Raw genomic sequence first — 24,905 nt, forward strand, 5'->3', positions numbered from 1 at the left:
AGGTTTAGAATTTAACATTAACACCGACCATTAGTGTTCTTGGACGTGGATAGAAACCTAAGTCTACACCCTGTCCAAAAGAGTACACTCCGTTGGCATCCTTTGCCGAGTAACCTACTTCCGGATCCATGCCATTATATTTGGTAAAGGTGAAGAGGTTTTGAGCAGCTACATAGAAGTGAAACTCGCTGAGATTTTGCCATTTTACCAACTTGGCAAAATCGTAGCCCAGTGAAATATTAGAGATACGCCAGTAGCTTCCGTCGTGGATATACAAGTCGGAGAACTTGGCCCAGTTGGCATTATCCTGTGTTACACGGGGCATGGTATTCGATGTACCTTCACCGTGCCAGCGGCTCAAAATCTCACTGGTCCAGTTTCCATATGCACTGGCAACGTTTCTGTACGACTGAACGATTTTATTTCCGGCTACGCCATTCGTTGTTACCGAGAAATCGACATTCTTATAGTTGCAGGAAAAACTCAGACCAAAAACTTCGTGTGGGTTCGGATCGCCGATGTTGGTCTTGTCATCAGCCGTGATTTTTCCGTCTCCGTTTAGATCGACGTATTTGACATCGCCAGGCTGCGCACTAGGTTGAAGTACTTCTCCGTTGCTGGTGTAGTTTTGTACATCGGCCTCGGTTTGGAAAATACCGTTGGTTTTATAGCCCCAGAAGTAACCAATCGGATTTCCGGCAGAAGCGCGGAAAAACTCGGGTGCATTGTTGAATAGCATGTTGGTACCACCATGGATAATTCCGTCTTCGGTAGGAATATTGTTGACCTCATTCTTGTTATACGAAAACGAACCATTGATGGTATAGTGGAAATTGCTTCCTATTTTATTGTTGTAGCTTAATTGTACTTCAACACCTTTATTGGTGACATCACCTCCATTAATATAAGGGTTGGTGGCAACTCCGGCAGTTGCCAGTAACGGTGCGGCAATCAGCCAGTTTTTGGTTTTCTTGTTGTAGAAATCTACGTTCAGACTCAGCTTGTTGTCGAGGAACTGTGCATCAACACCCAGATCAGTTTGGTACGACGTTTCCCATTTAGTGTCGGTTACACCTATGGTCGATGGATAGGAGCCCGGTGTTAGGGTACTATTGTCGTTACCAAAGTTGTACTGGGCATTATCCAGCTTGATTAGCGAAAGATAGTTGAAGGCAGAAATAGCATCGTTACCATTGGTACCCCAGCTACCGCGTATTTTCAGGAAGTTGATAACATTCTTAGTCGACTCCATGAAAGGAGCGTTACTCATTACCCAACCCAACGATACAGATGGGAAATAACCCCACTGATGCCCTTTGGCAAACATGGTGGAACCATCGGCGCGGAACACAACCGATGCCAGGTAAGTTTCTTTATAGTCATAATTAATACGACCAAAGAACGACTCCTGTGCATAAACTGCATTCTGATTACCCGTAAGTGAAATCGTATGTGTAACCGTTTGTGCATCGGCCGCATCGCTGCTTGGACTCATGGTAATGGTGGTCACCTCAGAGTTACTTAAATAAGCACGATCGAAGTTTCCAAACAGTGTTGTTCCTTTGTTCGAACCATTCATCCAGCTTCCGGTGTACTTGCGAACAGAGGTACCTCCTAAAATATCAAACTTGTGATCGTTGAGATTGAAGGTGTAGTTTACCGTATTGTCCCAGTTCCAGGTATAACCTTGTGAGCTACTCTGGGTAATGGTTTCGTAATCGTTATACGAATAAAGTGAAAGATGACCGTAGGCCGGCAAATAGCTGTGGTAAGCCGATGCCGAGTAGTTCAAACCGAAAGTCGTTTTGATCTTCAGATTTTTAATTGGTTCAAGTTCTGCATATACATCGCCAACCAGGGTTTGTGTCTTGGTGTTATTTTGATTGGTGAGTACCATTAGTGCATAGGGGTTGGTTTCTCCATCATACCATACGCCGCCATTGTAAACGGTTTCATCCTGGCTGTTCAGAAAATTCCCGTCAGGACCATACATGGCTAGCAGCGGAGAAGTGCTGAAAGCTCCACGGAAACTGTTGTTGTAAATATCTCCATCCTTAATACCTTGCTGATCCTTAAAAGAGAAGGTCAGGTGTTCACCTACTTTTAGCTTGTTGCCGTACAACTTGCGTTCACTGTTACTGCGGAAGTTGTAACGGTCGTAGTTCGAGTATTTCGAACCACCAACGATACCACCCTGACTGGTATAGGAGAGTCCCAGCGAATAAGTGGAAATATCACTTCCGCCGCTCGCCGACAAGCTATAGTTTTGAGTTGGAACATTTGAGACGAACATTTCGTCCATCCAGTTGGTCCCGGAACCCAGTGCGTTGATTTGTGATTGAGTGAAAAAAGGAGCTTTCCCCGAATTGATGGCTGCCTCGTTTTGCATCGTGGCATATTCACGGGCATTCAGCATATCTACCTTACGGGGTACGTTCTGCAGGCCATAGTAAGCATCAAACGAAATCTGACCGCCTTTCTTGCCGGAGGCACTTCCGCCTTTGGTGGTGATCAAAACAACGCCGTTAGCTCCGTTTACCCCGTAGATGGCACACGATGCAGCATCTTTCAGAATGTCGATCGTTGCAATGTCCGAGTTATTCAGGTAGGTAATATCGTTGGTAATCACCCCATCGACAACATACAGCGGACTGGAGTTGCCAATGGTACCCACACCACGAATATTTACTTTGAAGCCTCCTCCGGGCTGTCCCGATTCTGAGGTAATGTTCACACCAGCGGCTTTTCCCTGCATGGCTTGTAAAGCATTTGTTGTATTCTCTTTCTCAAGGTTCGAACCGTCGACAGAAGCTGTAGCACCCGTTACGAGTTTCTTTTTCTGAACACCGTAACCAATTACAACCACTTCGTCCAGTCCTTTAATATCCTGTTTCATGGTGATGGTCACCGATGTTTTTCCGTTTAACGGGATGGTTTGTGTGGTGTACCCGATAAACGATGCTTCCAGGACGTCATTCGGTTTTGCCTGCAACGTAAAATGACCATCGATGTCGGATACCGTACCCGTTGACGTGCCTTTTATCACAATGGTAGCGCCCGGAATGGGTGAACCATCGTCAGCAGCAACTACGGTTCCGTTGATGGTAGTCTGCTGATTTTGGGCAAAGCCCGGAACGACAAGGAACACCAACGTCAGGACTGCCATGATTCGTGCTATTTGAATCATTTGTTTCCGAAATAAGAAGAATCGCGTCAGCGACTTTCTCATGAGTTGTTCATTCTTCATAGGTTTATTTGTTTTGTTGAAAAAAGGGTGTAAAACAAGTTCTTACCGAAAACTCAACTGTTTCCGGTTTCTATATAATCGTTTGTGAATGTTTGTTGCAGAATTTTTTGTATCCGGCTGTAAACGCAGGTGATTTGCTGGATAAAAGCAGGCGAATACTGGTTGACGGATGAAAAACAGAGGGAGTGGCAGTGCACAAAGTATGGTGCTGTTTCCCGGAAGGAATTTTCGGGTACGACAAGGCACAGATGTACAACCCTATTCGCGTTGTCGTGCAGCCAATGCAGGTTTGGATTAAAACTTTTCATATGACCCAGTTAGTTGATTGCCGCATTATGTCCCGTTGCGACAAAATTGTTACTGACGAATGTATCGATTCACGTAGCCGCCCATAGGATTGGTTTGTTTCTGTGTGGGGTGATAAATGTTAACAGGGGGAGATATTTGTAAATAAAATGGGGAGAAATGTTAATGGTATGACCAATTAGGGCATTTCATAACAGTCATCAGAACAGATGTTTTGTGGTTTTTATTGATGGCTCTTTGCGGTGTGTTTAGGAAGCGATTTCAACCAATATGGGAGTCAAGGCTCGTTTTATATCATAACGTTAGGGAGAAGAAATCCTGGGGCTTCATGTAAAAAATCCCTCCGAAGAGGGATTTTCATATGAATAAATGATATTGGTTTCCTGCTCTTTTTCGTATGAAATAAATTGATGACAAAAAGAATTTTCAAACCTCGTTTTATTGTTCTCTGAATGCCTAAGCTACCTTGTAATCAACCGAACTTCGGCATACCCAATATTGTTGTTATCTTCTGCATTTTTTAATGCACGAAATTTGATATAGCGGGCCTTTTCAACCGAAAACTTTTTAGTTTGCCATAGCGGGTTGTTTTTAATGTTGGAAAACTCTCCCTGGTTAACCAGTTTCCACCTCTTATTGTCTTTTGAAACATAAAACTGATAATTGGTAATAATTCCCGGTCCCCATAATCTCTGGTCAGGGAAGTATTTGAAACCACACAAGTTTTCTTCTTTTCCCAAATCGATCACCAAATCGACTGGCATTTTCTTTTTACTTTGATGCCAGGCTGTAGATGGATCTCCATCCAGAATTGCATAAGCTTTTTTATCATTCACTCCCACTATTTTCCATGTCTTTCGGGGCAGATCGAATGATTCCTGAGTCTCAGGGCCACTTTTCCCTGTCTCCGCGTCGTAGGCAATAGCTTTAACTTGCAGTTTTCCTCCGATTTGGATCGGACCGGTGTATTTCTTTGATTTTGGAGTTGGCTCGCTGCCATCCAACGTGTAGTATACCTCCGATTCTTTATCAGCCGGAGTAATGTTGATTTCACCTGCTTGATTCCGAATAATGGAAGGTGCCGTCAGGATTTGTGGAGCATCGTAAATCGCGACATTGGAAATAACCGGACAAGCTTTGGAATCAGTAATATTGAAACGAACCTGAGTGGCGGTTACACTTGGGAAACGCAGGATACGTTTGTATCCAATCGTCGTTGCTTTGGCCACTTCTTTCCAGTTTCCATCGACCAACGCTTCCACGGTGAAGCTTTTCACGCGTTGTCCCAATTTGATATATTCCTGCGCCAGGAAACGATTGAATGTAGTTTGCTTACCAAAATCGATTGTCAGAGAAGCTTTTTTCACTCCATCGTCTGTAGCCCAATAGGTGTCTTTATCGTCATCTACGGCCATGCCAGCATCAAATTCCTTACTATCACCACGAACATTGGAAGCATCAGCTTTCTTCTTTTCAGCCAAATCGATGGCAAAAGCTTCTTTCACCGCTTTGGCAAATTCCAATGCTGCCTTTTCGTCTTTCTGATTAATCAGGCCATCAGGCATGATAGGGAAGTTGAGCAGTAAAGTAGCATTGCGGCCAATTGAGTGGTAGTAAGTGTCCATGAGCTGCGGTAATGTTTTAACCTTACTGTCTTCGCTCGGGTGATAAAACCATTCCGGACGGATGGATGTATTTACTTCCGCCGGCACCCAGTCATTTCCATTCTCAACGCCATAATGTAACATGTTGTAAGGTACTTCACCTGTACTATCCAACAAACTCCAGTTGGTGGCACCAACAGAACCGGATTCGGTTCCAACCCAGCGTAAATCTGCCCGATCTCCTCCGTCATTCCAGATGACAATATTGGGCTGAAGTTTACGGACCAGTTTGTATGTATTCTTCCAGTCATAATAGGTTTTACGATCTATTTTGCGGGTTTCGTTGGCTCCTCCGTAATAACCGGAACCACCATTAGCCCCGTCGAACCACACCTCGAAAATTGGTCCATAGTTGGTGAGTAGTTCTGTCAGTTGGTTTCGGAAATAGGTAATGTAATCGGGTTTCCCGTAATCCGCATAGTTCCGATCCCAGGGCGACAAGTAAATACCTAGTTTCAGTCCATATTCTTTACAAGCCTCAGCCAGTTCACCAACCACATCTCCGTTCCCATTTTTCCAGGGAGCATTTTTTACCGAATATTCCGTGTATTTGGATGGCCACAGGCAAAAGCCACAGTGATGTTTGGCTGTAATAATGATTCCTTTCGTCCCTGCTTCTTTGCAAATACGGGCCCATTGACGGCAGTCCAGTTTCGTTGGATTGAACAGATTGATATCTTCATTTCCATATCCCCATGACTGGTCGGTATACGTATTCAGGGAGAAGTGAACAAAAGCATAATACTCCATTTCCTGCCATCTCAATTGGTTCTCGGACGGGACTGGTCCGCACGGGGCCGGAGGTTTTACCCGGGTACAACTACTAAAGATTACACTAACTGAAAGAATTATTCCATAGAAAAGATACCTAACCATACCATTTGATTTATTCATATTGAATCAGATTATTTTTAAATACACAACTTTATCATTATTTCAAGTATGTGCCTATTGTATGACTTTATACTTGAAATTTTTAAAGCTCACACTTCCATCTTCAATGGAACAAAGATCAATTTGCAAACTTAAGAATCCACCCGGCACGTTATGGTTCAAGGAGGAGACTTCGAGCGAACTCTCAATTTTATTCCATTTAACGCCGTCGGCACTGTAAAACATGTCGACGGTGTTGTTGATATTCCTAATCTTCAGGAAAATCTGATGATTCTTAACCACATCCGTTGTGACGTTTTTTCATGTACTTTTACTTATTCGTGGTTTTAGGTCAATCGGTTAATTATCTATTTCAATTCGATAAATTCCGGCTCGTAAGGCGCAATGGTGAAACTGCCGGAGTAATCTTTATCAAAAAGAATACTTCGCGATTTTCCCTTCATCGGAATCTCTTTCGGCTCACCGCTTATATTCAGGTACAGAAAATGGTTTTTGTCAATTTGCCGTGCCATTACGTCTGACGGTACATCGGGACCTTTGGGAATGTCCAGTTCATTTATCAAATCGTCCACCAAAGGATTTAATACAGCAGCATTGGCCGGAAGACCGACATAAATGGCTCTTCCTTTGCCATATTGGTTTGATGTCATAATCGGGTAATCCTTGTCCAGACTGGTCAGGCTGCCGAGAACTTTGGCTCCTTTAGGGTCAATAATATCAAACCGGGGCGATTCGGTGTCGATGGCTTTCCCCTTGTAAGTGAACTCAATCTTTTTGCCGGTAAACGATTTCCGCGATATTTCATTCAGCGATTCGGTCTCTTCGTAGCCTCCCAGCCGAATGCCAAACACGTCGCTCAACATGCCCGGACGAGTCGTTTTAAATACCTGTCCCGTTGTATCGACTATGGCTGAGTTGCTGGTCATCACTACTGTACCGCCATTTTTTACAAAGTTCCGTATTTTATCCGCAGTGGTTTTATCCATTACCGCTACGCCGGGAACAAAAAGCAATTTGTAGTTCAATGGACTTCTGCTGATTTCGACAACACGGGTATCCATGTTCCGATGGAAAAACAGGTCGAAGCAAGCCTGTAACTGACTGTCGTGTTTTTCCGGAAATGCGCTGCTCGCTATCTGACTGGGAAATGAGAATGCCAGGCCGACTTCTGCCTTCAGCTTATAGGGAAAATATTTCTCAATCTTTTTAAATTCAGTCGCAATCTTTTTATACTCATCGTACTTCCGGTTGGGAATTCCATCCCAGTCCAGCATGCCTTCCAGGTACTGTTCTTCACCGCCCCACATACTTTGCCAGGTCCAGCCGCAAACCATCTGGTTACCATACATTAGGGTAGCATAAGCCGATTTCCGGATTGAATTGGGCACGGCAGTCATCGTTGTAAACTCGGTGCACCAAAATGGGTTCTCACTTTCAAACTGAATACGGGAAATACCGAACAGGGCATTCATCACGCCCCAATTGGTGGTTAACGAATTTCCAGGATAAAAACCGCAACCTTCGCGAGTCATTTTGCCCGAATAAGCAATCTTCGAATAGTCAAAGTATTTCATCGGGCTGTAATACCAGGCATTGGTATTCGTCAGTGTATTCGGCGCATCGGTGTGGACTACGTTTAGCAGTTTAAACAGAAACTGGTTGACTTCGTCCGAAACAAACCGGCGAAAATCGAGCATGCGTTCCGGGGCCCCTTTTATTGAACCCGACACGGGAAAACCCACTTCATCAAAATCATTTATTTTTCTCGACCAGCGTTGTCCGGCCCAGGCATCGTTCAGACGATCAACGGTTTTGTATTTGTTCTTCAGCCAGGAGATGAACCTTTTTCGGGCTGTTTCCGAGTACGAAATGGGACCGTCACCCGATTCATTATCGATTCCGAAGGCCAGCAACGCCGGGTAGTTGGCGTAGTGCTTCACAAGTGTCTCAGCATAACGCAGGGCATACTTCTGATACATCGGGTCGCCCACGTCTTCCATGTAGCGGTGGTTCGGATAGAGCATGTTTCCGCTGGCATCCGTTATATTAATCGACGGGTATTTGTGGTGTAGCCAGATTGGAGCAGGCCGTACAGCAATATCCAGGATTACTTTGATACCGGCCTGGTTCATCAGGTCCATTACCTTGTCAAACCAGGCAAAGTCAAATTTTCCGTCCGACGGTTCATAGCTGTCCCAGGCCAGGTGCCCCATGCGGACAACATTGAAGCCGGCAGCCTTCATAAGCCGGATATCGTCTTTGATTTTCCCAATGTTTTTATCGTCGTGCGGATGGTAATTGGCACCAACGTATAACTGTTGAGCATTCACCGAACAGGTGAGGATGAACAAAACGGCAAGCGTAGAAAAGAAACGGGTTGTTTTCATTGATTTAGTAGTTTATCTAAAGTTACTTGAAAATCTGTTGTTATCTCGTTGCAAATTATGAGCTCTGTCAATCGTCCGGTTAGTTGTTTGTCGCATTCATGTCGCGTTGCGGCAAAATTGTTACCAACGAATGTATCGATTCATTTTTTCGGTCATGTGATTGATATGTTTCAGAGTGGGGGAGAAATGTTAACCCCGGACGATAATTGTGTAGAAAACGGGGAGAAATGTTAATGATATATTCAGTAGGGCCTATTCATCACACTCATCAGAACAGATAACTTTCCAGGCTTGCCTATGCTTGGTATCAAACCTGTGCCCGAAATCTTTTACAGAATATTATTCGTTAATCTGGGGTTTAGTTTAGAACCATTTTAATAAAAATATTCATTAAATTAGATAGTGATTTATCATAGTACGCTGTTTTTCCCAATATAGCAGTGATTTTGCCAACCGACCAGGATACGAAAGCAAGCGATTCAAAAGGCAAATCTTCGTGAGAGAGTAGATAGAATGGATTTTTGGGTGCAGTAGTACCACAGAGTATAATTGCGACCAGGGATGATTCATCCTTTACTTTAAGCAAGCCAACAGAAATGACACTTTTTATTTAATAACCTCTAATAATCTAACAATGAAAATCACACGCAATTACAAGTACAAAGACGTTGAAATGTTAATGGCTGCCGAAACAATTGTTCAATCGCTAAGTGACAACCTGGTTGATTTGTCTGTAGCCCGGACCAACTGGGACGAGGCGTACGTTACAACAACAGCCACCCAAATCGATAATGCCATCGAAAACTATCTGGGTAAAGATGCCAAGCTCGATTTGAGAAAGGCGACTGCACAGGTAACCGCAGTTCAGGCGCCGGCGCTGCGCGACCTCTCTTTCCTGAAAAGGCAAATAGAGGTCGATTTTGGTGCCGGAGCAGCTGCGATGTTGAAAAATCTGGGATTTACTACTTACCTGGCCAGTGCCCGGAAAGGAAATCAGGAATCATTGATCGAACTGCTGTATGCCTTCAAACAAGGCTTAACCGCTGAAATACGGGCACAGATAATAGCCAACGGAACCAACGAGGCATTGCTCGATCGGATTGTTGGTTATGCCAACCAGTTGAAAGCAGCAAACATCTCGCAGGAAACCCTGAAAGCTACCACCAAAGAGGTCACAGAAGAGGCTATTACCGCTTTTAATGATATCTACAACGAAGTGATTGGTATCTGCAAAATTGCTTCCTCCTATTACAAAGATGATAAACTGAAAAAAGAACAGTTTACTTTCAGCAAAGTGGTGGCCCGCATGAGCGCCGCCCGTAAAGTCGCTGAAGAACCGGTGGAATAGGTTTAGTTAAATTGGTCGTGTTTAAGAATCCCTCTTCGGAGGGATTTTTTTTATCAATTCAGATAAATCTAGGCAAAGTCAGCAATCATTTTTGCGAATATGATAAGGATTCCATGCTTGAAAGGTGATAAGAGGAATTCGCTCTTGATGTTGGAAAATGCGACCTCAAGCTAGGGTGCTATACGATGCTTACCAATGATATTTACCGAACGAGACAACGTAATTTATACGGATAGAAAAATTAAATCCGAAATAAAAGAAGGCATGCATATATGACTGATAAATTCCGGAATAAATATCGGGTAGCGTCCAATCGCTGGCAGTTTTGGGACTATTCTGCACCGGAACACTACTTTATTACCATTTGTGTTGCCGGGCATCAATGTATTTTGGGCAATGTTTTGAATAAAAAAAATGCGATTATCCGAATACGGAAGAATCGTCGAAAATGAATTTCAAAAAATTCCCGAATATCACAAACGGGTCGTATTGGACGAATGGGTGGTAATGCCCAATTATATCCATTGTATCATTACATTGGGCGATTACGATTTTGATAATGGCGTTTTATTGTTCGATGATAATAGCGTAGAGAAAATTCATGAATTTTCTCTACCATCATTCCCGTTACAAAACCCCAATATCAAACAGATCAAACAATACCGCAAACAGCGGCGGAAAATGATAATTCCAAAATTGGTAGGGAAATTTCAGATGCAAACATCAAAACAAATAAACATTCTGCGCAACACACCCGGTGTAAAAAATTGGCAATCCAATTATCACGATCACGTCATACGAAACGATGATTCGTATAAACGAATTCGTCATTATATTTTAATTAATCCCCAAAAATGGGAAGAGGATACATTCAACAGAGAGTGAATTTTACCGGGAAAGCTTTGTAAAACGTTAACACAAATAAGGCCTGATTCAACCTCATCACACCGAAGCCCAACCTCACCACACCGAAACCTTACCTCATCACACCGAAGCTCATTTTCCCAAGGCGGAAGCTTCACTTGCGCAGTTCGAAGCTCATTTGATCAAGGCGGAAGCTCTACCGGCGAAGTTCGAAGCTCATTTGATCGAGGCGGAAGCTCTACCGGCGAAGTTCGAAGGAAATTTGTGCCAGTTCGAAGCTCGACCTTAACACTTCGAAGCGTTACCTCAACAGGCGGAAGCCTGTTTTCCGCAGGCGGAAATTGCAGCTCTAATTTTTCCCGTCTTCGTTCTTCGCATATTGCGACGGCGTCATATTGAATTCGTTTTTGAACTGGCGGGCGAAGTATTTCGGGTCGTTATAACCTACGCGGTAGGCAACCTCGCTGACGGTGAACTGGCCTTGTTTGAGGAACTGGGCCGCACGTTTCATCCGGATACTGCGGATGAATTCCACCGGTGTTTCTCCCGTGAGCGACGAGATTTTTTTGTAGAGGTTTACCCGGCTCATGCCCAGCTCCGAGCTCATTTCCTGTACCGAGAACTGACTGTTGGCGATATTTTTCTCCACTAAATCAATGGCTTTTTTGATGAAGATTTCGTCCAGCGAGGTGATTTCGATTTCGCTGGGGCTGACATCGATTTTCTTGCGGAAGGCTTTCTGTAGTTTCCGGCGTTGGGCCAGCAGATTCTTGATGCGCGATTCGAGCAGCTTGAAGTTGAACGGCTTGGTGATATAGTCGTCGGCACCTACATCGAAGCCTTCCATCTTCTGGTTGTCGGCCACTTTTGCGGTCAGCAGAATAACCGGGATGTGCGAGGTTTCGGCCGTAGTCTTGACTTTCCGGCACAGGTCTATGCCATCCATCACCGGCATCATCACATCGCTGATAATTAAATCGGGCAGCGATTTTGACGCGATTTCCCAGCCGGTATGTCCGTCGCCCGCTTCGAGCACTTCGAAGGTGAGTTTGAAATTGTCCTTCAGGTAAAATCGGAAGTCTTCGTTGTCCTCCACCAACAACAATACCGGTTTGGTATTTTTCGACGGCTTGCCGGTTGTTTCGCTTTCTTCTGCAGTTTCCGGCTCCATAACTACCGAAGGCTGAGCTGCCGGTTGGCGTTTCCAGCTTGCTTGTACAGCTTTCGCCGAAGTTTCCTTGCCGAATACCAATGGCAACGTCACCCGGAAACAGCTGCCTTTGCCTGGCTCGCTCTCTACGGTAATAGTGCCGTTTTGCAACTTCACATATTCATTCACAAGCGCCAGTCCGATGCCGCTTCCCTGGTTGTAATCGGAGCCGTTGGTGTCATCCTGGAAGAAGCGCTCGAAAATGCGCTGTTGTTTTTCTTCCGGAATACCAATACCGGTATCGCTGATGCTGATTTCGATGGACGGCTGTTCTTTTTCGTTCAAACGGACATCCACATGTACGTCGCCGTTTTCGGAGGTGTATTTGAAGGCATTGGAAAGCAGGTTCAGGAGAATCTTTTCCAGCTTATCGTGGTCGAAATACACGGTGATATTTTCTACATCGGTCTGGAAATAGAGATGAATATTCTTTTTCTCCGACAGGTCGGAAAACGATTCGGTGGTTTCGCGAATGAAGCTGACAATTTCGCCCTCGCTCGGTCGGAGCTTAATCTCCTGGAATTCGAGTTTCCGGAAATCGAGTAGCTGGTTCACCAGGCTGAGCAAACGCCGGCTGTTGCGGTAAATCAGCTGCAGGTGTTTTTTCTCCTCGTTATCTCTGGCCTTTTGGAGCAGTTGTTCGATGGGTGTGATGATAAGCGTAAGCGGCGTGCGGAATTCATGACTGATATTCGTGAAGAAACGGAGTTTCAGCATGTCGAGTTCGTGCAGGCGGCGTGCCTTGATTTTTTCCCGTTCGATCTCGAATTTTTCGTGCTCCCGCCTGATAATCCGCTGGCGCCACAGCCAGATGATGAGCAGAACAAAGAGTACATAGGCGATATAAGCGTAAATCGTTTGCCAGAAAGGAGGGAGGATGTTAATCTTCAGGGTAGCGCCTTCCTGGTTCCAGTAGCCGTTGTTGTTCGATGCCCTGACGCGCAATGTGTATTCGCCCGGGTCGAGGTTGGTGAAGGTGGCCCGGCGGTTCTTCCAGTCGGTGTAAATCCAGCTGTTATTAAAGCCTTCCAGTTTGTAAGCAAATTGATTTTTTTCCGGATGGAAATAACTTAGTGTGGAGAAAGCTACCGAGAAGAAGTTTTCGGCGTGCTTCAGCGTGATTTCTTTGGTGTCGGTAACGGATTGCGGCAATAACACACGGCGGTTAAATTTTTCACCTACCCGGATGGTTTGGTTGAAAACCTGCAGGTTGGTGAATACCACTTTCGGTGTGTTTTTGTTTTCAATAAGGTTTTCGGGATTAAAAAAGTTGATGCCGTTCGGACCACCGAAGAAGAGCTGCCCATTGCGGGTGACATAAGCCGCCCGTTCGTTGAATTCCTTGGCCTGCAACCCGTCTTCGTCGTCATACTGTTTGATGCGCACGGCAAAATCGGATACCTGGTCGCCTTTAACGAAAATCTGAACCAGTCCCTTGATGGTTCCCAGCCAGATATTGTGTTGTTGGTCCTCTACTATTGAAACAATGTTGTTCGTCGGTAAGCCGTTACTTTTCAAAATACGCCTGAACTGACCGGTATGCTCGTCGTACACATTCAGACCTTCGGGTGTGCCTACCCAAATCCATCCGCGCGAATCGGCTAACAGGCAATTCACCGTATTGCTGCTCAATGTCGTGGTGTCTTTGTCGGTATGAAGCAGGTTACTGAATTTTTGGGTTCTTGTATTTAAGATGCTCAGGCCATCGGGCGTGCCAATCCACAGGCGGTTTTGTTTGTCTTCGACCAAAGAAATGATAACATTGGAAACGATGGAATTCGCACCGCCGGTACGAAAATGCTGAAAACTTTCCGTATCACGGTTAAACCGGTCGAGTCCGCCGCCCAGTGTTCCAATCCAGAGATTGTTAAATGAATCTTCGTATATCGACCAGATATTGTTATCGGATATACTGGTTGAATCTTTGGGATTGTGGGTGTAGTGAGTGAATTTTTTCCCGTCGAAACGGTTAAGGCCACCGAAGTAAGTTCCAATCCAAAGTTTGTTTTCGTGATCGATAAACAGTGACACAATTACATCGTTGGAGAGGCTGTTCTGGTCATCGTCATGATGAACGTAATGGGTAAATTTTCCGGTTTTCCGGTTATAGTAGTTTAGTCCGCCGCCATTAGTCCCAATCCACAAATTCCCTTTTTTGTCTTCGGCAAAGCAGTTAATATCACCAAAGTTCAGCCCTTCTTCATTTTGAGGCGTATACCGGATGGTGTTGAACAGGATCAGGTTTTTGTGATAATAGCTAATTCCCTCTTTATAGGTTCCTATCCAGATAATCCCTTCGCTGTCACGGAACATGGACGTGACGCTGTTGTGAGCAATGCTGTGGACGTTGTAGGTTTCGTGTGTCAGGTAGCGTATGGTGAAATCTTTTTTGTCGAGTAGGTTGATGCCTCCGTGGTCGGTGGCTATCCAGATGTTGCCATCCGAGTCCTGTGTGATACCGGTAATGATGTTGGTGTTAGTATGAGTAGGCCTGGAAGCCTGGTCGATGTGGACAAGTTTTCCGGTGGCAGGCTCATAATAAAAGAGGCCGATGGCATGGTCCTGTGTCGAAATCCAGATATCGTCATCTTTGTCAATAAATATGCGACAATCCAATTGTTCCCCGGGATACCGGTCGTGTAGGAAGCTGGCCTGAATCTTCGCTTTCATACTTCCTTTGGGCTTGATTTCCAGGTAACCATCCTGATGGATGAGCCACAGGTTTCCTTTTGAATCTTCGGCCATGGAAATCACATCAGAGGTTGCCTTTACACCATTGTTATTGGCGAGATGTTCTAACGGAACAATATCCTGATGGAGGGTATTGAAGCGAAATACCCCGTAACCGCTGGTCATCAGCCAACTCTGGTTTTCACTGTCGGTAAAAAGGTTGATGAAATGATTAATGAATTCAGGGTGTTTTTGCAGAACAGGAGAATTGGAAAACGAGAAAGTCTCTGTTTCCGGATCGTACACGTTAAAGTCAGTTTGGGTTCTGACCCATAGTTTTCCATCGCAGTCCTGGTTGATTGCCGCGATGATGTTGTTGTCAATCGATGTACTGTCGGACGGATTATGTGTGAAAGTTTTAAAGGAGTAACCATCATAGCGGTTCAACCCAGATGTAGTTCCGAACCACATAAAGCCTTGCTTGTCACGCAAAATGCATGTAACATGATTATTCGATAACCCGTTTGTATTATTTATCTGGGCAAAGTTGTATTGTTTCTGTTGAGAAAATGCGGAAACACTTGAAAATACAGTGATAAGCAGTATTAGGATAAAGTTGGTGAATCTGATTTTCACAGGCCGGCTTTTACTTGATTCAGTTCCGCAATTTAATAAAAGGTTGGTATTTCCTGAAACATTCGTAATAAACGCGGATGATATTCTTAGAAATGGGGCCGACAGTAGTTCTGTTACCACAATGTTGTACCGGAATGAAGCTTGTCTTTCTGTTGCAAAACAGACCGAAAACTCCATCCCGGGATTTATGGCAATTTAATCTGACGTTCCGTCAAAAATACTCCGGCAATCCTTCCTCAATTTGTTCGTGTTGCCAGACGATAAAGAGTTGTTCATCCTCAAAGCACTCCTTCGGTTGTTTTGCGTTGATCAGCTGCAGTAGAATATTGGATTGATTCGGATGCAGTGATAAATCATTCACAACAAAACCCGATTCGATGTATATGTTGCGGGCAGAGGTTAATGAGATGCGGCTCACATCCGGAATATCACCGGTTTGCTCGCTCAGCCGCATGTTGGTGTACGAAACCAATATCTCTTTCGTAACCGGAAGAAAGTGTTCCAGTATTTTGGCTTTGAGCAGTACTTTGGCTTGCTTGTCGTTAACTTGAATTTCACCTTGTTCGCTTTCCGGAAGTTGAGCAAACAGTTGCCGGAATTGCACCCAGTCGGAAACAACGATGGCCAAATTCCGGATGTATCCTTTCTCAGTTATCTCCTCGAACGGTTTGACAATAAACGGAGCCAGTTTATTGCGGAATCCCGATTTCTGATAACGGCTTTTGTAAGCATACGAACAGTAATTCACCGGCAGGTTGATTTGTTCCTGTTTCGTATACTCCAGAATTTTTAAAGCCGTAATCTCCGAATCGGGTAGAGTTACTCTCGGGCCATGGGCGAATTGAAAGTTTCGGTCGATTAGCTTTGGCAGATTGTAGGGCGTTAATCTCATCTGGTGCAGGTTCAGATGCGACAACCCGGCTTCGGCCAACTCTTTTACTGCTTTCTTTAATTGCTCGAGTTCATCAGGCACGGCCGGAACTTCCACTGTTACTACCGGAATGATGCCAATCGCTTGTTTCACCTTTTTTAGGTTATAGTTGGTCGCCCCGATGTCGAACCGGATTTCATTCAGGCCCAGTTCAGCGAGTTCTTTCAGCTTTTGGGGTGTAGAAAGAATGCCATTGGTATACATCCAGATGTAGAGCTCGTTCCCAAATGCATCTCTCAACGCTTTCAGAAATGTTTTTACACGCTCGAATGTCAGGAAAGGCTCGCCGCCACTAAAACTGACGCCTTTGAAGCCCATCTTTTTTATGTAGGCGACATACTCTTCCGGTGTGTGAAAATCGATGGTTTGTGTTTCCGGTACGCCAATGGTTTCCTGTGGAGCAGGACAGTAAAAGCAATGTGCATTGCAACGGTTGTTGATGAAAAGACAGCTCCATTCGCCTGCACCGCAAAGCCGGCAGCCCGGCGATAGATTTCTGGTGTCGACTTTCGTTTCCTTAAATCCGGTTTGAATGTTGTCTTTTAGTCGTTCGAGGATTTGGTCCCGTTCGGCTTCCAGTTCAATTGCTTCGTAATGCCCCAGCCATTTCAGCTGGTCGTAAAAAACACCATATTCCAGACGATTTCGTTCGACGAGATCGTTCCGGTACTTAATTAAGGCGTTCATCTTTTATTTCCTCATGAAACCTAACGATATCAATGTTTAGCTCTATTCGGTTATACGAAAAAAGCGAGCAAATATATCGAATTTTCCAATCAGAATTTCAGCCGGAACCAGTATTCATCGTACGGATGATTAAATAGATTCATTCTTGTTTTTTTGAATTAGGGACACCATTTTTTCATCGCATAGGATTTGAGATCCTTCACCCGTAGGGAGTTCATGAAAAAATCCTTTATTTTCTCCTTCGCATTCCTTATCTTCTTATGGATAGAGTTATGCTTAGAACGTTTTCGTCTGACAATCATCATAACCAGTTTTAATCTCATGTTAATTATAAATAAGTGGTGTGCTTTTTTCAATCCGGAACGGTTCCAGGGATGGGGGCGCAAAAGGCGTTATTTCGAGGGCTGGTACTATAAGATGGTTAGCGCAGATGAAACTAAAGCTATTGCTGTTATTCCGGGTATTGCGATGGATGAAGCCGGAAAAAAGCAAGCCTTTATTCAGGTTCTTGACGGACAAAAACATACTTCCGAATACTTTCGTTTCGATGCGGAACAGTTCCGGCCGCAGGCACGAAAATTCCAATTCTCGATTGCCGGCAATCATTTTTCATTTGATACAATACATTTAGAATTGCCCGCCCTTTCAGGCGAATTGCATTTCTCGGGTATGATTTCCTGGCCAAAGCCCTGGTATTCGCCGGGAATTATGGGCCCCTACGCGTTCGTGCCTTTTATGGAATGTTACCATGGAATCGTCAGTATGGATCACTGCATCGAGGGGAAGCTGCAGTGGAATGGTGGATCTGTTGACTTTTTTGGTGGACGAGGTTATACTGAGAAGGATTGGGGACGGTCGTTTCCCAGTGCGTATATCTGGATGCAAAGCAACCATTTTTCCCGTCCGGGAATTTCTCTGAAGCTTTCTGTCGCGAACATTCCCTGGATACGAAAAGCTTTTGTAGGATTCATAGCCGGTTTGTGGTTGGACGGGAGATTAATTCGTTTTACGACATACAACAAGTCGGTTTTGCGTAAGTCTTCAGTCTCAGCAGAAATGGTTGAATTGATCATTGAAAATCGGAGCTACCGGCTTGGGATTCGCGCCTGTCGGGAAAAAGCTACAGAGCTGGCTTCACCTATTCATGGATTTATGGAAGGAAGGATTGAAGAAAGCATGACTGCGAACATTGATGTGGAGCTGTTCGATAGAAAAAGAAGGGTGATAGTATTTAAGGATACCGGGCGAAATGCTGGTCTGGAGGTAGCCGGAAATATTCAGGAAATTATCCTCTGAGGACTTTACGGATAAAGTGCCATATTTTTCTTTACTTCACTTCCACGGAATAACGAAATGTAATCGATTGTATGAATCTTCCCGATATACACAATGATAATGTAGCCCGATTCCTCGATAGCACGGCTGTTGTCCAGGAAACTGCCGAGCAAATCATGAAGGACTTTGCCATGTTTGGCATTACCATCACTTTCTCAGGAAATACGGATCATGCATACCACGAATTACATGAGCAGTTGGTCGATCAGATTCGTCATCTGCTAACCAATGATTATCAACGGCTTTTGTCGGTGCTTTACCAGGTGGATATTACGCAAAGGGAAATTACACAGGCCGGTTTGGATTTGCCCGATTATAATGAGATGGAGGTATTGGCTCATCAGATTATCGTGCGTGATTTGAAGAAGGTGCTGACCCGACGTTATTTCAAATCACAAGGGTGATGTAGTTTCAAATGAACCGTATAAAAACACAAATGGGAACCATTCTTTGACGAATAGTTCCCATTTCGCTGTTGAAGTTTGCACTTCACAGTGTCAGGTTACGGTTATTGTGGCCGGCTACATGACCGTCCGAAGACTTTCTTGCAACCTCAGGCTCTTGGATAATGTTTGTTACAACATCATCTTCAAGCTGTCCCTTCGGCGTCCCGGGAGGACACCTTCCCGGACGAAGCTTCTTTCAGGCTATCTCTGTCTATCTGTTCCGAAGAACTGATTGACAGTCGATGAAGTGAAACAGGAAATAAATCCTTTGTTCCGGCTTCTTTCTGCAAACATTAACCGGAGTTGCTGTTGCAGAGCCATCAGATTCAGTTTTGAAATGAACGTTTCCGTTTATCCGCGACCGACTGGTAGTTCGATTGGATGTTACTCCTTTCGCTTTCCAGGCTTCAGCTCCTTCAACAAGCAGGTTTTGCAACCTGAACGATCGGAATCGGGCCCCAATTAAGTGACTTTTTTCTTCTCCTTGTTTCCGGCGCGACCTTTTATCGCTCACCTGATATATGCAAATTACAATGTTTTATTTATCAGGCAAGTGTTTTTAGCAAAACAAAATCAACGAAAAACAAACAAGAGATATTAACAATTGTTGATAACGCTTGTAGGCCTTGTTTCTATTGATTGTTTGGGATTGCTGGGGCCGGATCTTCAGCAACAATCGGTAGAGCTAAGGAGAAAAATTATTCGCTAATAATGGTCAATCGCCCTTCTTTTTGGGGATGCAACACTTTATTTTTCAGTGCGTAGTGTTTGAGTGCTTCGTAATCCAACATTGCTTTCGGATTATTTTCACCGATGATTCTCTGGAATTGATTCGGTGTCCGGTTCAGAATGTAGTTATTCAGCGTGACGGAAATTGAATCATTGGGAGGTAGGGGAGTTCCGTTTCGATAAACTGAAAGGGAATCACTTTCCAGTTGGTAGGTGTATTTTATGCCGGAAACCTGAAAGAGTTGCCCTGTTTTACTGTTCACGTTGGCTTTGATTAGTTTCTCCAATTGGTTTCCGGTTATTTTTACCAGGCATAGCTTATTCCCGAAAGGCAATAATGAACGGGCAGACTTCAGTGTGAAAGTCCCTGCGGGAACATTGGCGCGAATGCCTCCGCCATTGATGAGTGCTACATCGGAATGATACGCCGCCCGAAAAGCATCGGCAATCAGGTTGCCGGTAGCGCTTTCACCCGTAATTCCTTCCCGGAAGGAGAGAGGAACTTCCAGCCGGGCCAGTGGTTCCGAAAGCTTTTGATTCATATCGTTCCGATAAAATACTTCGAGTTTGCGAAGTTGCGGGTCGGACGAGACTGTTGAGTCCAACGGAATGATTTCGACAGATGGCCTTCCTGTTTTCCGGAGGATAACATGTGCAACCGAACTCATATTTCCCGCCGGAGCGATAATCGGGCGTTTTCCCTGGTAAAATACATTGCTGTTGTATTCATGCTCTTCTTCCGTAAAAACGAAGTCAATTTGAGGAAATGCGTTGAGTAATTTTCTGTTGGTTTCCAGGTCGGTTTGTGTAACGGCAATAATCCAGTCAGGGTGCTGCGATTTTATCTGAGGTAAAACTTCGGATATGGCTTTCTTCAAATTTTCCTGGACAACGCCTCCGTCATTTAACGTTGTGTTCATTGCGTCTGTTAAGCCGATAAAGGCAACCCGGATGCCGTTAAAATTGTGAATGATGTAATGGGGAACATCGGCGAACGGTTTCCCAGAAGGAGACTGAAGATTGGTTGAAAACCACTTGAATTTGGACTTTTTGACGAGTGAGGCGGCGTGAGCGGAACCAAAATCAAATTCGTGCTGACCAAAATTGCAAAGGTCGAGCGGAATTTGATTAAAAGCCCGAATCATCGGCCAGCCTTTGTACATTCCTCCGAATAAAACACCTCCGGCCAAATCTCCACCGTGAATCAGGAAGGTATTCTGATTTTCTTGCCGGATGCTGTCTGTTATTGTTTTCAGACGGGCGACACCGCCTCGTCCGCCGGGAACATCTTCTACAGGAAAGATGCGATGGGCATCGGTGAAATAAAGCAAATCGACTTGTTGGGCTTTTGCTTTTGATGTTATTCCTAACATTATCAGCAGAAGAATAGAGATAAGTTGCCGCATCACCTGACCGGATTAAGATTTTGGCGTGAAAATAGAAAAAATGGTTGATGTGTTGGAGAGAAAAGAATTGGTAAAAACAAAGGGGGGAGGAAGGATGAGGCTATAAAACACAAATGGGAACCATTCGGAGGAATAGTTCCCATTTCGCTGTTGAAGTTTTCACTTCACAGTGTCAGGTTACGGTTATTGTGGCCGGCTACATGACTGTCCGAAGACTTTCTTGTAACCTGAGGCTTTTGGACAACGTTTGTTACAACATCATCTTCAAGCTGTCCATTCGGTATTCACGAAGATTACCTTCCCGGACGAAGCATCTTTCAAGCTATCTCTGTTTTCGTGTTCCGAAGAACGGTTCAACAGGCGATGAAGACGTCTTGGGAAATGATTCCTTGTTTTCATCTTCTTTCTGCAACATTAACCGGAGTTGCTGCTGTAGAGCTTTGAGATTCAGTTTTGAAATGAACGTTTCCGTTTATCCGTGACTGACTGGTAGTTCGATTGGATTTTACTCCTTTCGCTTTCCAGGCTTCAGCTCCTTCAACAAGCAGGTTTTGCAACCTGGATGATCGGAATCGAGCCTCAATTAAGTGACTTTTTTCTTCTCCTTGTTTCCGGCGCGACCTTTTATCGCTCACCTGATGAATGCAAATTACGACGAATCAGTTATTTGTCAAATGTTTTTGGCAAAACAAAATCAACGAGAAACAAACAGGAGATATGAACAATTGTTAGTAAGTACTTCAGTCCCTTTGTTTAAGCCATCTTTGAGATGTTATCAGCGTGAAAAATTCGGTTGTTTAATCGAAAGGGGGTTGTTGACGGCGTGATTTTTTCTCCGAATGTTGCTTTTTATTTTCCAACCTTCGGCGGCGTGAAGCCAATGTAGGACGGGTTGCTTTTCTTCGCTTTTGTGGTGTAAGTGCATGATTGATGAGGCGATAGAACCGGTCAATTACTTTTTCTTTGTTTTTCAGTTGAGAGCGATCATTCTGTTCGGTCAGTATCAGTTCGCCTTCCTTGTTCATCCGGTTTGCCAGCTTGCGTATCAATATGGCTTTTTCGTCGGTGGACAATAACCCGGACGATTCGATGTGGAATCGAAGTTCCACTTTTGTATTCACCTTATTCACATTTTGCCCACCTGCTCCGCTACTGCGCGAAGCACTAAATTTTAGTTCCGGCATGAAATTACGATGGACTAACATGATATTGGTGTTTTATTGAGCAAAGATAATGGATCGAGTCCTGATTCCTGATAAGAAGAGGGCATTTTCCTCCGATAAATGCCTTTCAGCTTAACAATAATTCAATTCTATTAATATTTTTTAAACAGGTTAAAGTAAACTACTCTTTGTGCTCAATTGTTTTTCTGTTGATTTAAAATGAATGCCTTATGAACGGAAACAATGCAGTGGAATCGGAACTTAATGACCTGACCATTGATGAACTAAAAGAAAAACTTCAAACTTCCGAAAAAGGCTTGTCCTCCGAAGAAGCGTCGAATCGACTGAGCCAATACGGGCCTAACAGTCTAAATGAACACAAACAGAATCCCGTACTCAAATTTCTGAAAAGTTTTTGGGGACCTATTCCCTGGATGATTGAAATTGCAGCGATTTTATCGGCTGTTATTCATCACTGGGAAGACTTCTGGATTATTTCTGCCTTGCTGGTACTGAACGCGATTGTTGGCTTTTGGCAGGAGCACAAAGCTGACAATGCTATTGAGCTGCTAAAAAAGAAACTGGCACTAAAGTCACGCGTTATCCGCGACGGTAAATGGGCCGAACTTCCGGCCGGTCAGTTGGTGCCGGGTGATGTGATCCGTCTGCGGCTGGGCGATGTGGTTCCGGCTGACGTAAAGTTAACCAAAGGAGATTATTTGCAACTGGATGAATCTTCATTGACCGGGGAGTCGTTGCCGGTTGAGAAGAAGGCTTCTGAAATGGCTTATTCCGGCTCGGTTGTCAAGCAAGGTGAAATGAACGGAATTGTGACTGCCACCGGAATGAATACGTTCTTTGGGAAAACGGCTAAACTGGTTCAGGAAGCGAAAACGACCAGTCACTTTCAGCGTGCGGTGATTAAAATCGGAAACTATCTGATTGTTTTTGCCTTCGTGCTGGTTTCGCTCATTTTCATCGTGTCTCTTTTCCGGGGCGAGAGTATGCTTCACTTTATTCAGTTTGCGTTGGTATTGATGGTAGCTGCTATTCCTGCAGCTATGCCGGCAGTTCTCTCGGTTACGATGGCTGTCGGGGCATCGGCGCTGGCACGGAAAGAGGCCATTGTCAGCAAGCTTGCTTCCATTGAAGAGATGGCCGGAATGGACATTCTTTGTTCGGATAAAACAGGAACCATTACTAAAAATGAGTTGACTCTGGCTGACGTAGTACCTTTCGATAATTTCGAGGTTAATGACGTATTGACACTGGCCACGCTGGCTTCTAATGAGGAAGACCGCGATCCGATTGACACGGCGATTATTGATCGAACGAAAGCTGAAGAAGCAAATAAAAAGCGTCTGAATGACATTGAAGTTGTCGATTTCAAACCTTTCGATCCGGTTATCAAACATACCGAGGCGAAAGTGAAAGAAGGCACTTCGGAATATCAGGTGGCCAAAGGTGCACCACAAGCTATTCTTTCTCTTATCTCGAATCCTGGTAAGGTGAAAGAACAAGTCGATAATCAGGTGGAAGCTTTCGCCGAAAAAGGATATCGTGCGCTCGGCGTAGCCCGCACCGATGAAAAAGGAACCTGGCAATATGCCGGTATGATACCGTTATATGATCCGCCACGTGATGACTCGGCTGAAACTATCAAAACAGCCCAGGAAATGGGAGTCGAAGTGAAAATGGTAACAGGCGATCATACGGCTATCGCGAAAGAAACTGCCGATCTGGTGGGTTTGAAAAGGAACATCAAAAACACAGATGCCATCATGCAGCCTTCCGAACGAATGGCATTGAAAGAGATTGAAGAAGCCAACGGTTTTGCCCAGGTTTTCCCGGAACATAAGTACCATATTGTCGAGATACTGCAGCATAACGATCACATCGTTGGAATGACAGGAGATGGTGTGAACGATGCTCCCGCTTTGAAGAAAGCCGATGTGGGAATTGCTGTTGCCGGAGCAACGGATGCTGCGAAATCGGCTGCGTCCATCGTGCTAACGAAACCCGGATTATCGGTTATTATCGACGCGATAAAAGAGAGCCGGAAGATTTTCCAGCGAATGAATAACTATTCCATATATCGTATTGCAGAGACCATTCGTGTGCTGTTGTTCATCACATTGTCGATTATCGCGTTTAACTTCTATCCGGTTACTGCCCTGATGATTGTTCTGTTGGCTCTTTTGAATGACGCGCCGATTATGACCATCGCGGTAGACAATGTGAGGTATTCCCGTACACCCGACAAATGGAATATGCGTACTACATTGGGAATCGCTACTTTTCTGGGAGTAGTTGGTGTTTTCTTTACCTTTGCCCTCTTTTTTGTTGGTAAAGAGATGCTGCATTTGAGCGATGCCGTGCTTCAACCGTTTATCTATCTGAAATTATCGGTTGCCGGACAGCTGACAGTGTTCATGGCACGCACCAGAGGACACTTTTGGTCGGTAAAACCCTCCAAAGCATTAATGATTGCTTTTATCAGTACACAAATCGTTGCTACACTCATAACTGTCAATGGTTTCCTGATGCCGGCCATGGGATGGAAACTGGCCGCTTTGATTTGGGGATGGGCTCTTCTTGAACTGGTTGTAACCGATGCATTGAAAGTACGGATGCTGAAAGTACTGGATCATAGTAATGTTCATTTCCGGAACTACAAACACTGGGGGCGTCATTCGGTGCGCGGATGATGCCCTTTCGAACTTGTTTTGAAAGAAGGTGGTCTGACGGGAACGATTTCAATCACTTCGTCACAAGCGGCACACAGGTAACGCTCACAGCCGGTACAGGCAAAACAGTTGCTGCAATATCTGCGTAAGTCAGCTTTGGCAAACTCTTCTCCGCAGTGCGGACAGGTGACTGTATGCTGTTTGTGTTTAGACATGTCGGCTTTAGTTGGATTCATAAAAATAAAAAAGCCCCCGGATTGGAACAAGGCGTTGCTCCGGGGGCTTTTATTTTTTC

At 44.6% G+C, this 24,905-nt stretch carries 14 protein-coding genes; 6 read left to right on the forward strand and 8 right to left on the reverse strand.

The genetic code is table 11. The annotated features are described in order from the left end of the window. Positions 1–4: 4 nt before the first annotated feature. A complete protein-coding gene (locus GJU87_RS06805) occupies positions 5–3,166 on the reverse strand; it encodes a TonB-dependent receptor (RefSeq protein WP_228491883.1) in 3,162 nt (1,053 codons plus the stop codon). A gap of 266 nt (positions 3,167–3,432) precedes the next feature. Between GJU87_RS06805 and GJU87_RS06810 the strand changes: the two genes are divergently transcribed. Beyond that, complete coding sequence (locus GJU87_RS06810) at positions 3,433–3,642, forward strand: hypothetical protein (RefSeq protein WP_153638843.1); 210 nt, start codon at positions 3,433–3,435, stop codon at positions 3,640–3,642. A 372-nt stretch (positions 3,643–4,014) separates the two neighbouring features. On the opposite strand, the gene GJU87_RS06815 is transcribed toward GJU87_RS06810, so the two are convergent. Both GJU87_RS06815 and GJU87_RS06820 read right to left on the reverse strand, forming a co-directional pair. After that, positions 4,015–6,111, reverse strand: a complete 2,097-nt coding sequence (locus tag GJU87_RS06815; protein ID WP_228491884.1) for an alpha-L-fucosidase — start codon at positions 6,109–6,111, stop codon at positions 4,015–4,017. Between the two features lie 347 nt (positions 6,112–6,458). Further along, positions 6,459–8,498: a beta-galactosidase gene (locus tag GJU87_RS06820; RefSeq protein WP_153638844.1), complete on the reverse strand. Its 2,040-nt coding sequence runs from the start codon at positions 8,496–8,498 to the stop codon at positions 6,459–6,461. Between the two features lie 634 nt (positions 8,499–9,132). Between GJU87_RS06820 and GJU87_RS06825 the strand changes: the two genes are divergently transcribed. Further along, entirely contained in the window at positions 9,133–9,846 is a 714-nt protein-coding gene (locus tag GJU87_RS06825; protein WP_153638845.1) for a hypothetical protein, read from the forward strand. Between the two features lie 414 nt (positions 9,847–10,260). Beyond that, complete coding sequence (locus tag GJU87_RS06830; RefSeq protein ID WP_153638846.1) at positions 10,261–10,731, forward strand: transposase; 471 nt, start codon at positions 10,261–10,263, stop codon at positions 10,729–10,731. Between the two features lie 328 nt (positions 10,732–11,059). Here GJU87_RS06830 and GJU87_RS06835 read toward each other — a convergent pair whose 3' ends face one another. Beyond that, positions 11,060–15,403, reverse strand: a complete 4,344-nt coding sequence (locus GJU87_RS06835) for a two-component regulator propeller domain-containing protein (protein WP_153638847.1) — start codon at positions 15,401–15,403, stop codon at positions 11,060–11,062. Between the two features lie 34 nt (positions 15,404–15,437). Further along, positions 15,438–16,844, reverse strand: coding sequence for a radical SAM protein (locus tag GJU87_RS06840; protein WP_153638848.1), 1,407 nt, complete (start codon positions 16,842–16,844; stop codon positions 15,438–15,440). Between the two features lie 321 nt (positions 16,845–17,165). Between GJU87_RS06840 and GJU87_RS06845 the strand changes: the two genes are divergently transcribed. Together GJU87_RS06845 and GJU87_RS06850 are read left to right on the forward strand one after the other, a co-directional pair. Continuing rightward, positions 17,166–18,140, forward strand: coding sequence for a tocopherol cyclase family protein (locus tag GJU87_RS06845; protein WP_194831466.1), 975 nt, complete (start codon positions 17,166–17,168; stop codon positions 18,138–18,140). 71 nt (positions 18,141–18,211) lie between these two features. Further along, positions 18,212–18,583, forward strand: coding sequence for a hypothetical protein (locus tag GJU87_RS06850; RefSeq protein ID WP_153638850.1), 372 nt, complete (start codon positions 18,212–18,214; stop codon positions 18,581–18,583). Between the two features lie 740 nt (positions 18,584–19,323). Here the strand turns inward: GJU87_RS06850 and GJU87_RS06855 are convergent. Together GJU87_RS06855 and arfB are read right to left on the reverse strand one after the other, a co-directional pair. Further along, positions 19,324–20,760: a bifunctional UDP-sugar hydrolase/5'-nucleotidase gene (locus tag GJU87_RS06855; protein ID WP_153638851.1), complete on the reverse strand. Its 1,437-nt coding sequence runs from the start codon at positions 20,758–20,760 to the stop codon at positions 19,324–19,326. A 797-nt stretch (positions 20,761–21,557) separates the two neighbouring features. Beyond that, positions 21,558–21,965: an alternative ribosome rescue aminoacyl-tRNA hydrolase ArfB gene (gene arfB / locus GJU87_RS06860; protein WP_153638852.1), complete on the reverse strand. Its 408-nt coding sequence runs from the start codon at positions 21,963–21,965 to the stop codon at positions 21,558–21,560. Between the two features lie 188 nt (positions 21,966–22,153). Between arfB and GJU87_RS06865 the strand changes: the two genes are divergently transcribed. Continuing rightward, entirely contained in the window at positions 22,154–24,631 is a 2,478-nt protein-coding gene (locus GJU87_RS06865) for a plasma-membrane proton-efflux P-type ATPase (protein ID WP_153638853.1), read from the forward strand. On the opposite strand, the gene GJU87_RS06870 is transcribed toward GJU87_RS06865, so the two are convergent. Then, on the reverse strand, positions 24,613–24,825 hold the full coding sequence (locus GJU87_RS06870) for a hypothetical protein (RefSeq protein WP_153638854.1): 213 nt from the start codon (positions 24,823–24,825) through the stop codon (positions 24,613–24,615). The genes GJU87_RS06865 and GJU87_RS06870 overlap by 19 nt on opposite strands. Between the last annotated feature and the right edge of the window lie 80 nt (positions 24,826–24,905).

Origin of the sequence: Prolixibacter sp. NT017 (assembly GCF_009617875.1) — a bacterium.
In the GTDB taxonomy this organism is placed as follows: Bacteria; Bacteroidota; Bacteroidia; order Bacteroidales; family Prolixibacteraceae; genus Prolixibacter.

Excerpts from the sequence above, each read along its gene's own strand:
- GJU87_RS06805 (WP_228491883.1), bottom strand. The coding sequence starts at position 3,166 with ATGGCAGTCCTGACGTTGGTGTTCCTTGTCGTTCCGGGCTTTGCCCAA.
- GJU87_RS06815 (WP_228491884.1), bottom strand. The coding sequence starts at position 6,111 with ATGAATAAATCAAATGGTATGGTTAGGTATCTTTTCTATGGAATAATT.
- GJU87_RS06820 (WP_153638844.1), bottom strand. The coding sequence starts at position 8,498 with ATGAAAACAACCCGTTTCTTTTCTACGCTTGCCGTTTTGTTCATCCTC.
- GJU87_RS06825 (WP_153638845.1), top strand. The coding sequence starts at position 9,133 with ATGAAAATCACACGCAATTACAAGTACAAAGACGTTGAAATGTTAATG.
- GJU87_RS06830 (WP_153638846.1), top strand. The coding sequence starts at position 10,261 with ATGCGATTATCCGAATACGGAAGAATCGTCGAAAATGAATTTCAAAAA.
- GJU87_RS06835 (WP_153638847.1), bottom strand. The coding sequence starts at position 15,403 with ATGGAGTTTTCGGTCTGTTTTGCAACAGAAAGACAAGCTTCATTCCGG.
- GJU87_RS06840 (WP_153638848.1), bottom strand. The coding sequence starts at position 16,844 with ATGAACGCCTTAATTAAGTACCGGAACGATCTCGTCGAACGAAATCGT.
- GJU87_RS06845 (WP_194831466.1), top strand. The coding sequence starts at position 17,166 with ATGTTAATTATAAATAAGTGGTGTGCTTTTTTCAATCCGGAACGGTTC.
- GJU87_RS06850 (WP_153638850.1), top strand. The coding sequence starts at position 18,212 with ATGAATCTTCCCGATATACACAATGATAATGTAGCCCGATTCCTCGAT.
- GJU87_RS06855 (WP_153638851.1), bottom strand. The coding sequence starts at position 20,760 with ATGCGGCAACTTATCTCTATTCTTCTGCTGATAATGTTAGGAATAACA.
- arfB (WP_153638852.1), bottom strand. The coding sequence starts at position 21,965 with ATGTTAGTCCATCGTAATTTCATGCCGGAACTAAAATTTAGTGCTTCG.
- GJU87_RS06865 (WP_153638853.1), top strand. The coding sequence starts at position 22,154 with ATGAACGGAAACAATGCAGTGGAATCGGAACTTAATGACCTGACCATT.
- GJU87_RS06870 (WP_153638854.1), bottom strand. The coding sequence starts at position 24,825 with ATGTCTAAACACAAACAGCATACAGTCACCTGTCCGCACTGCGGAGAA.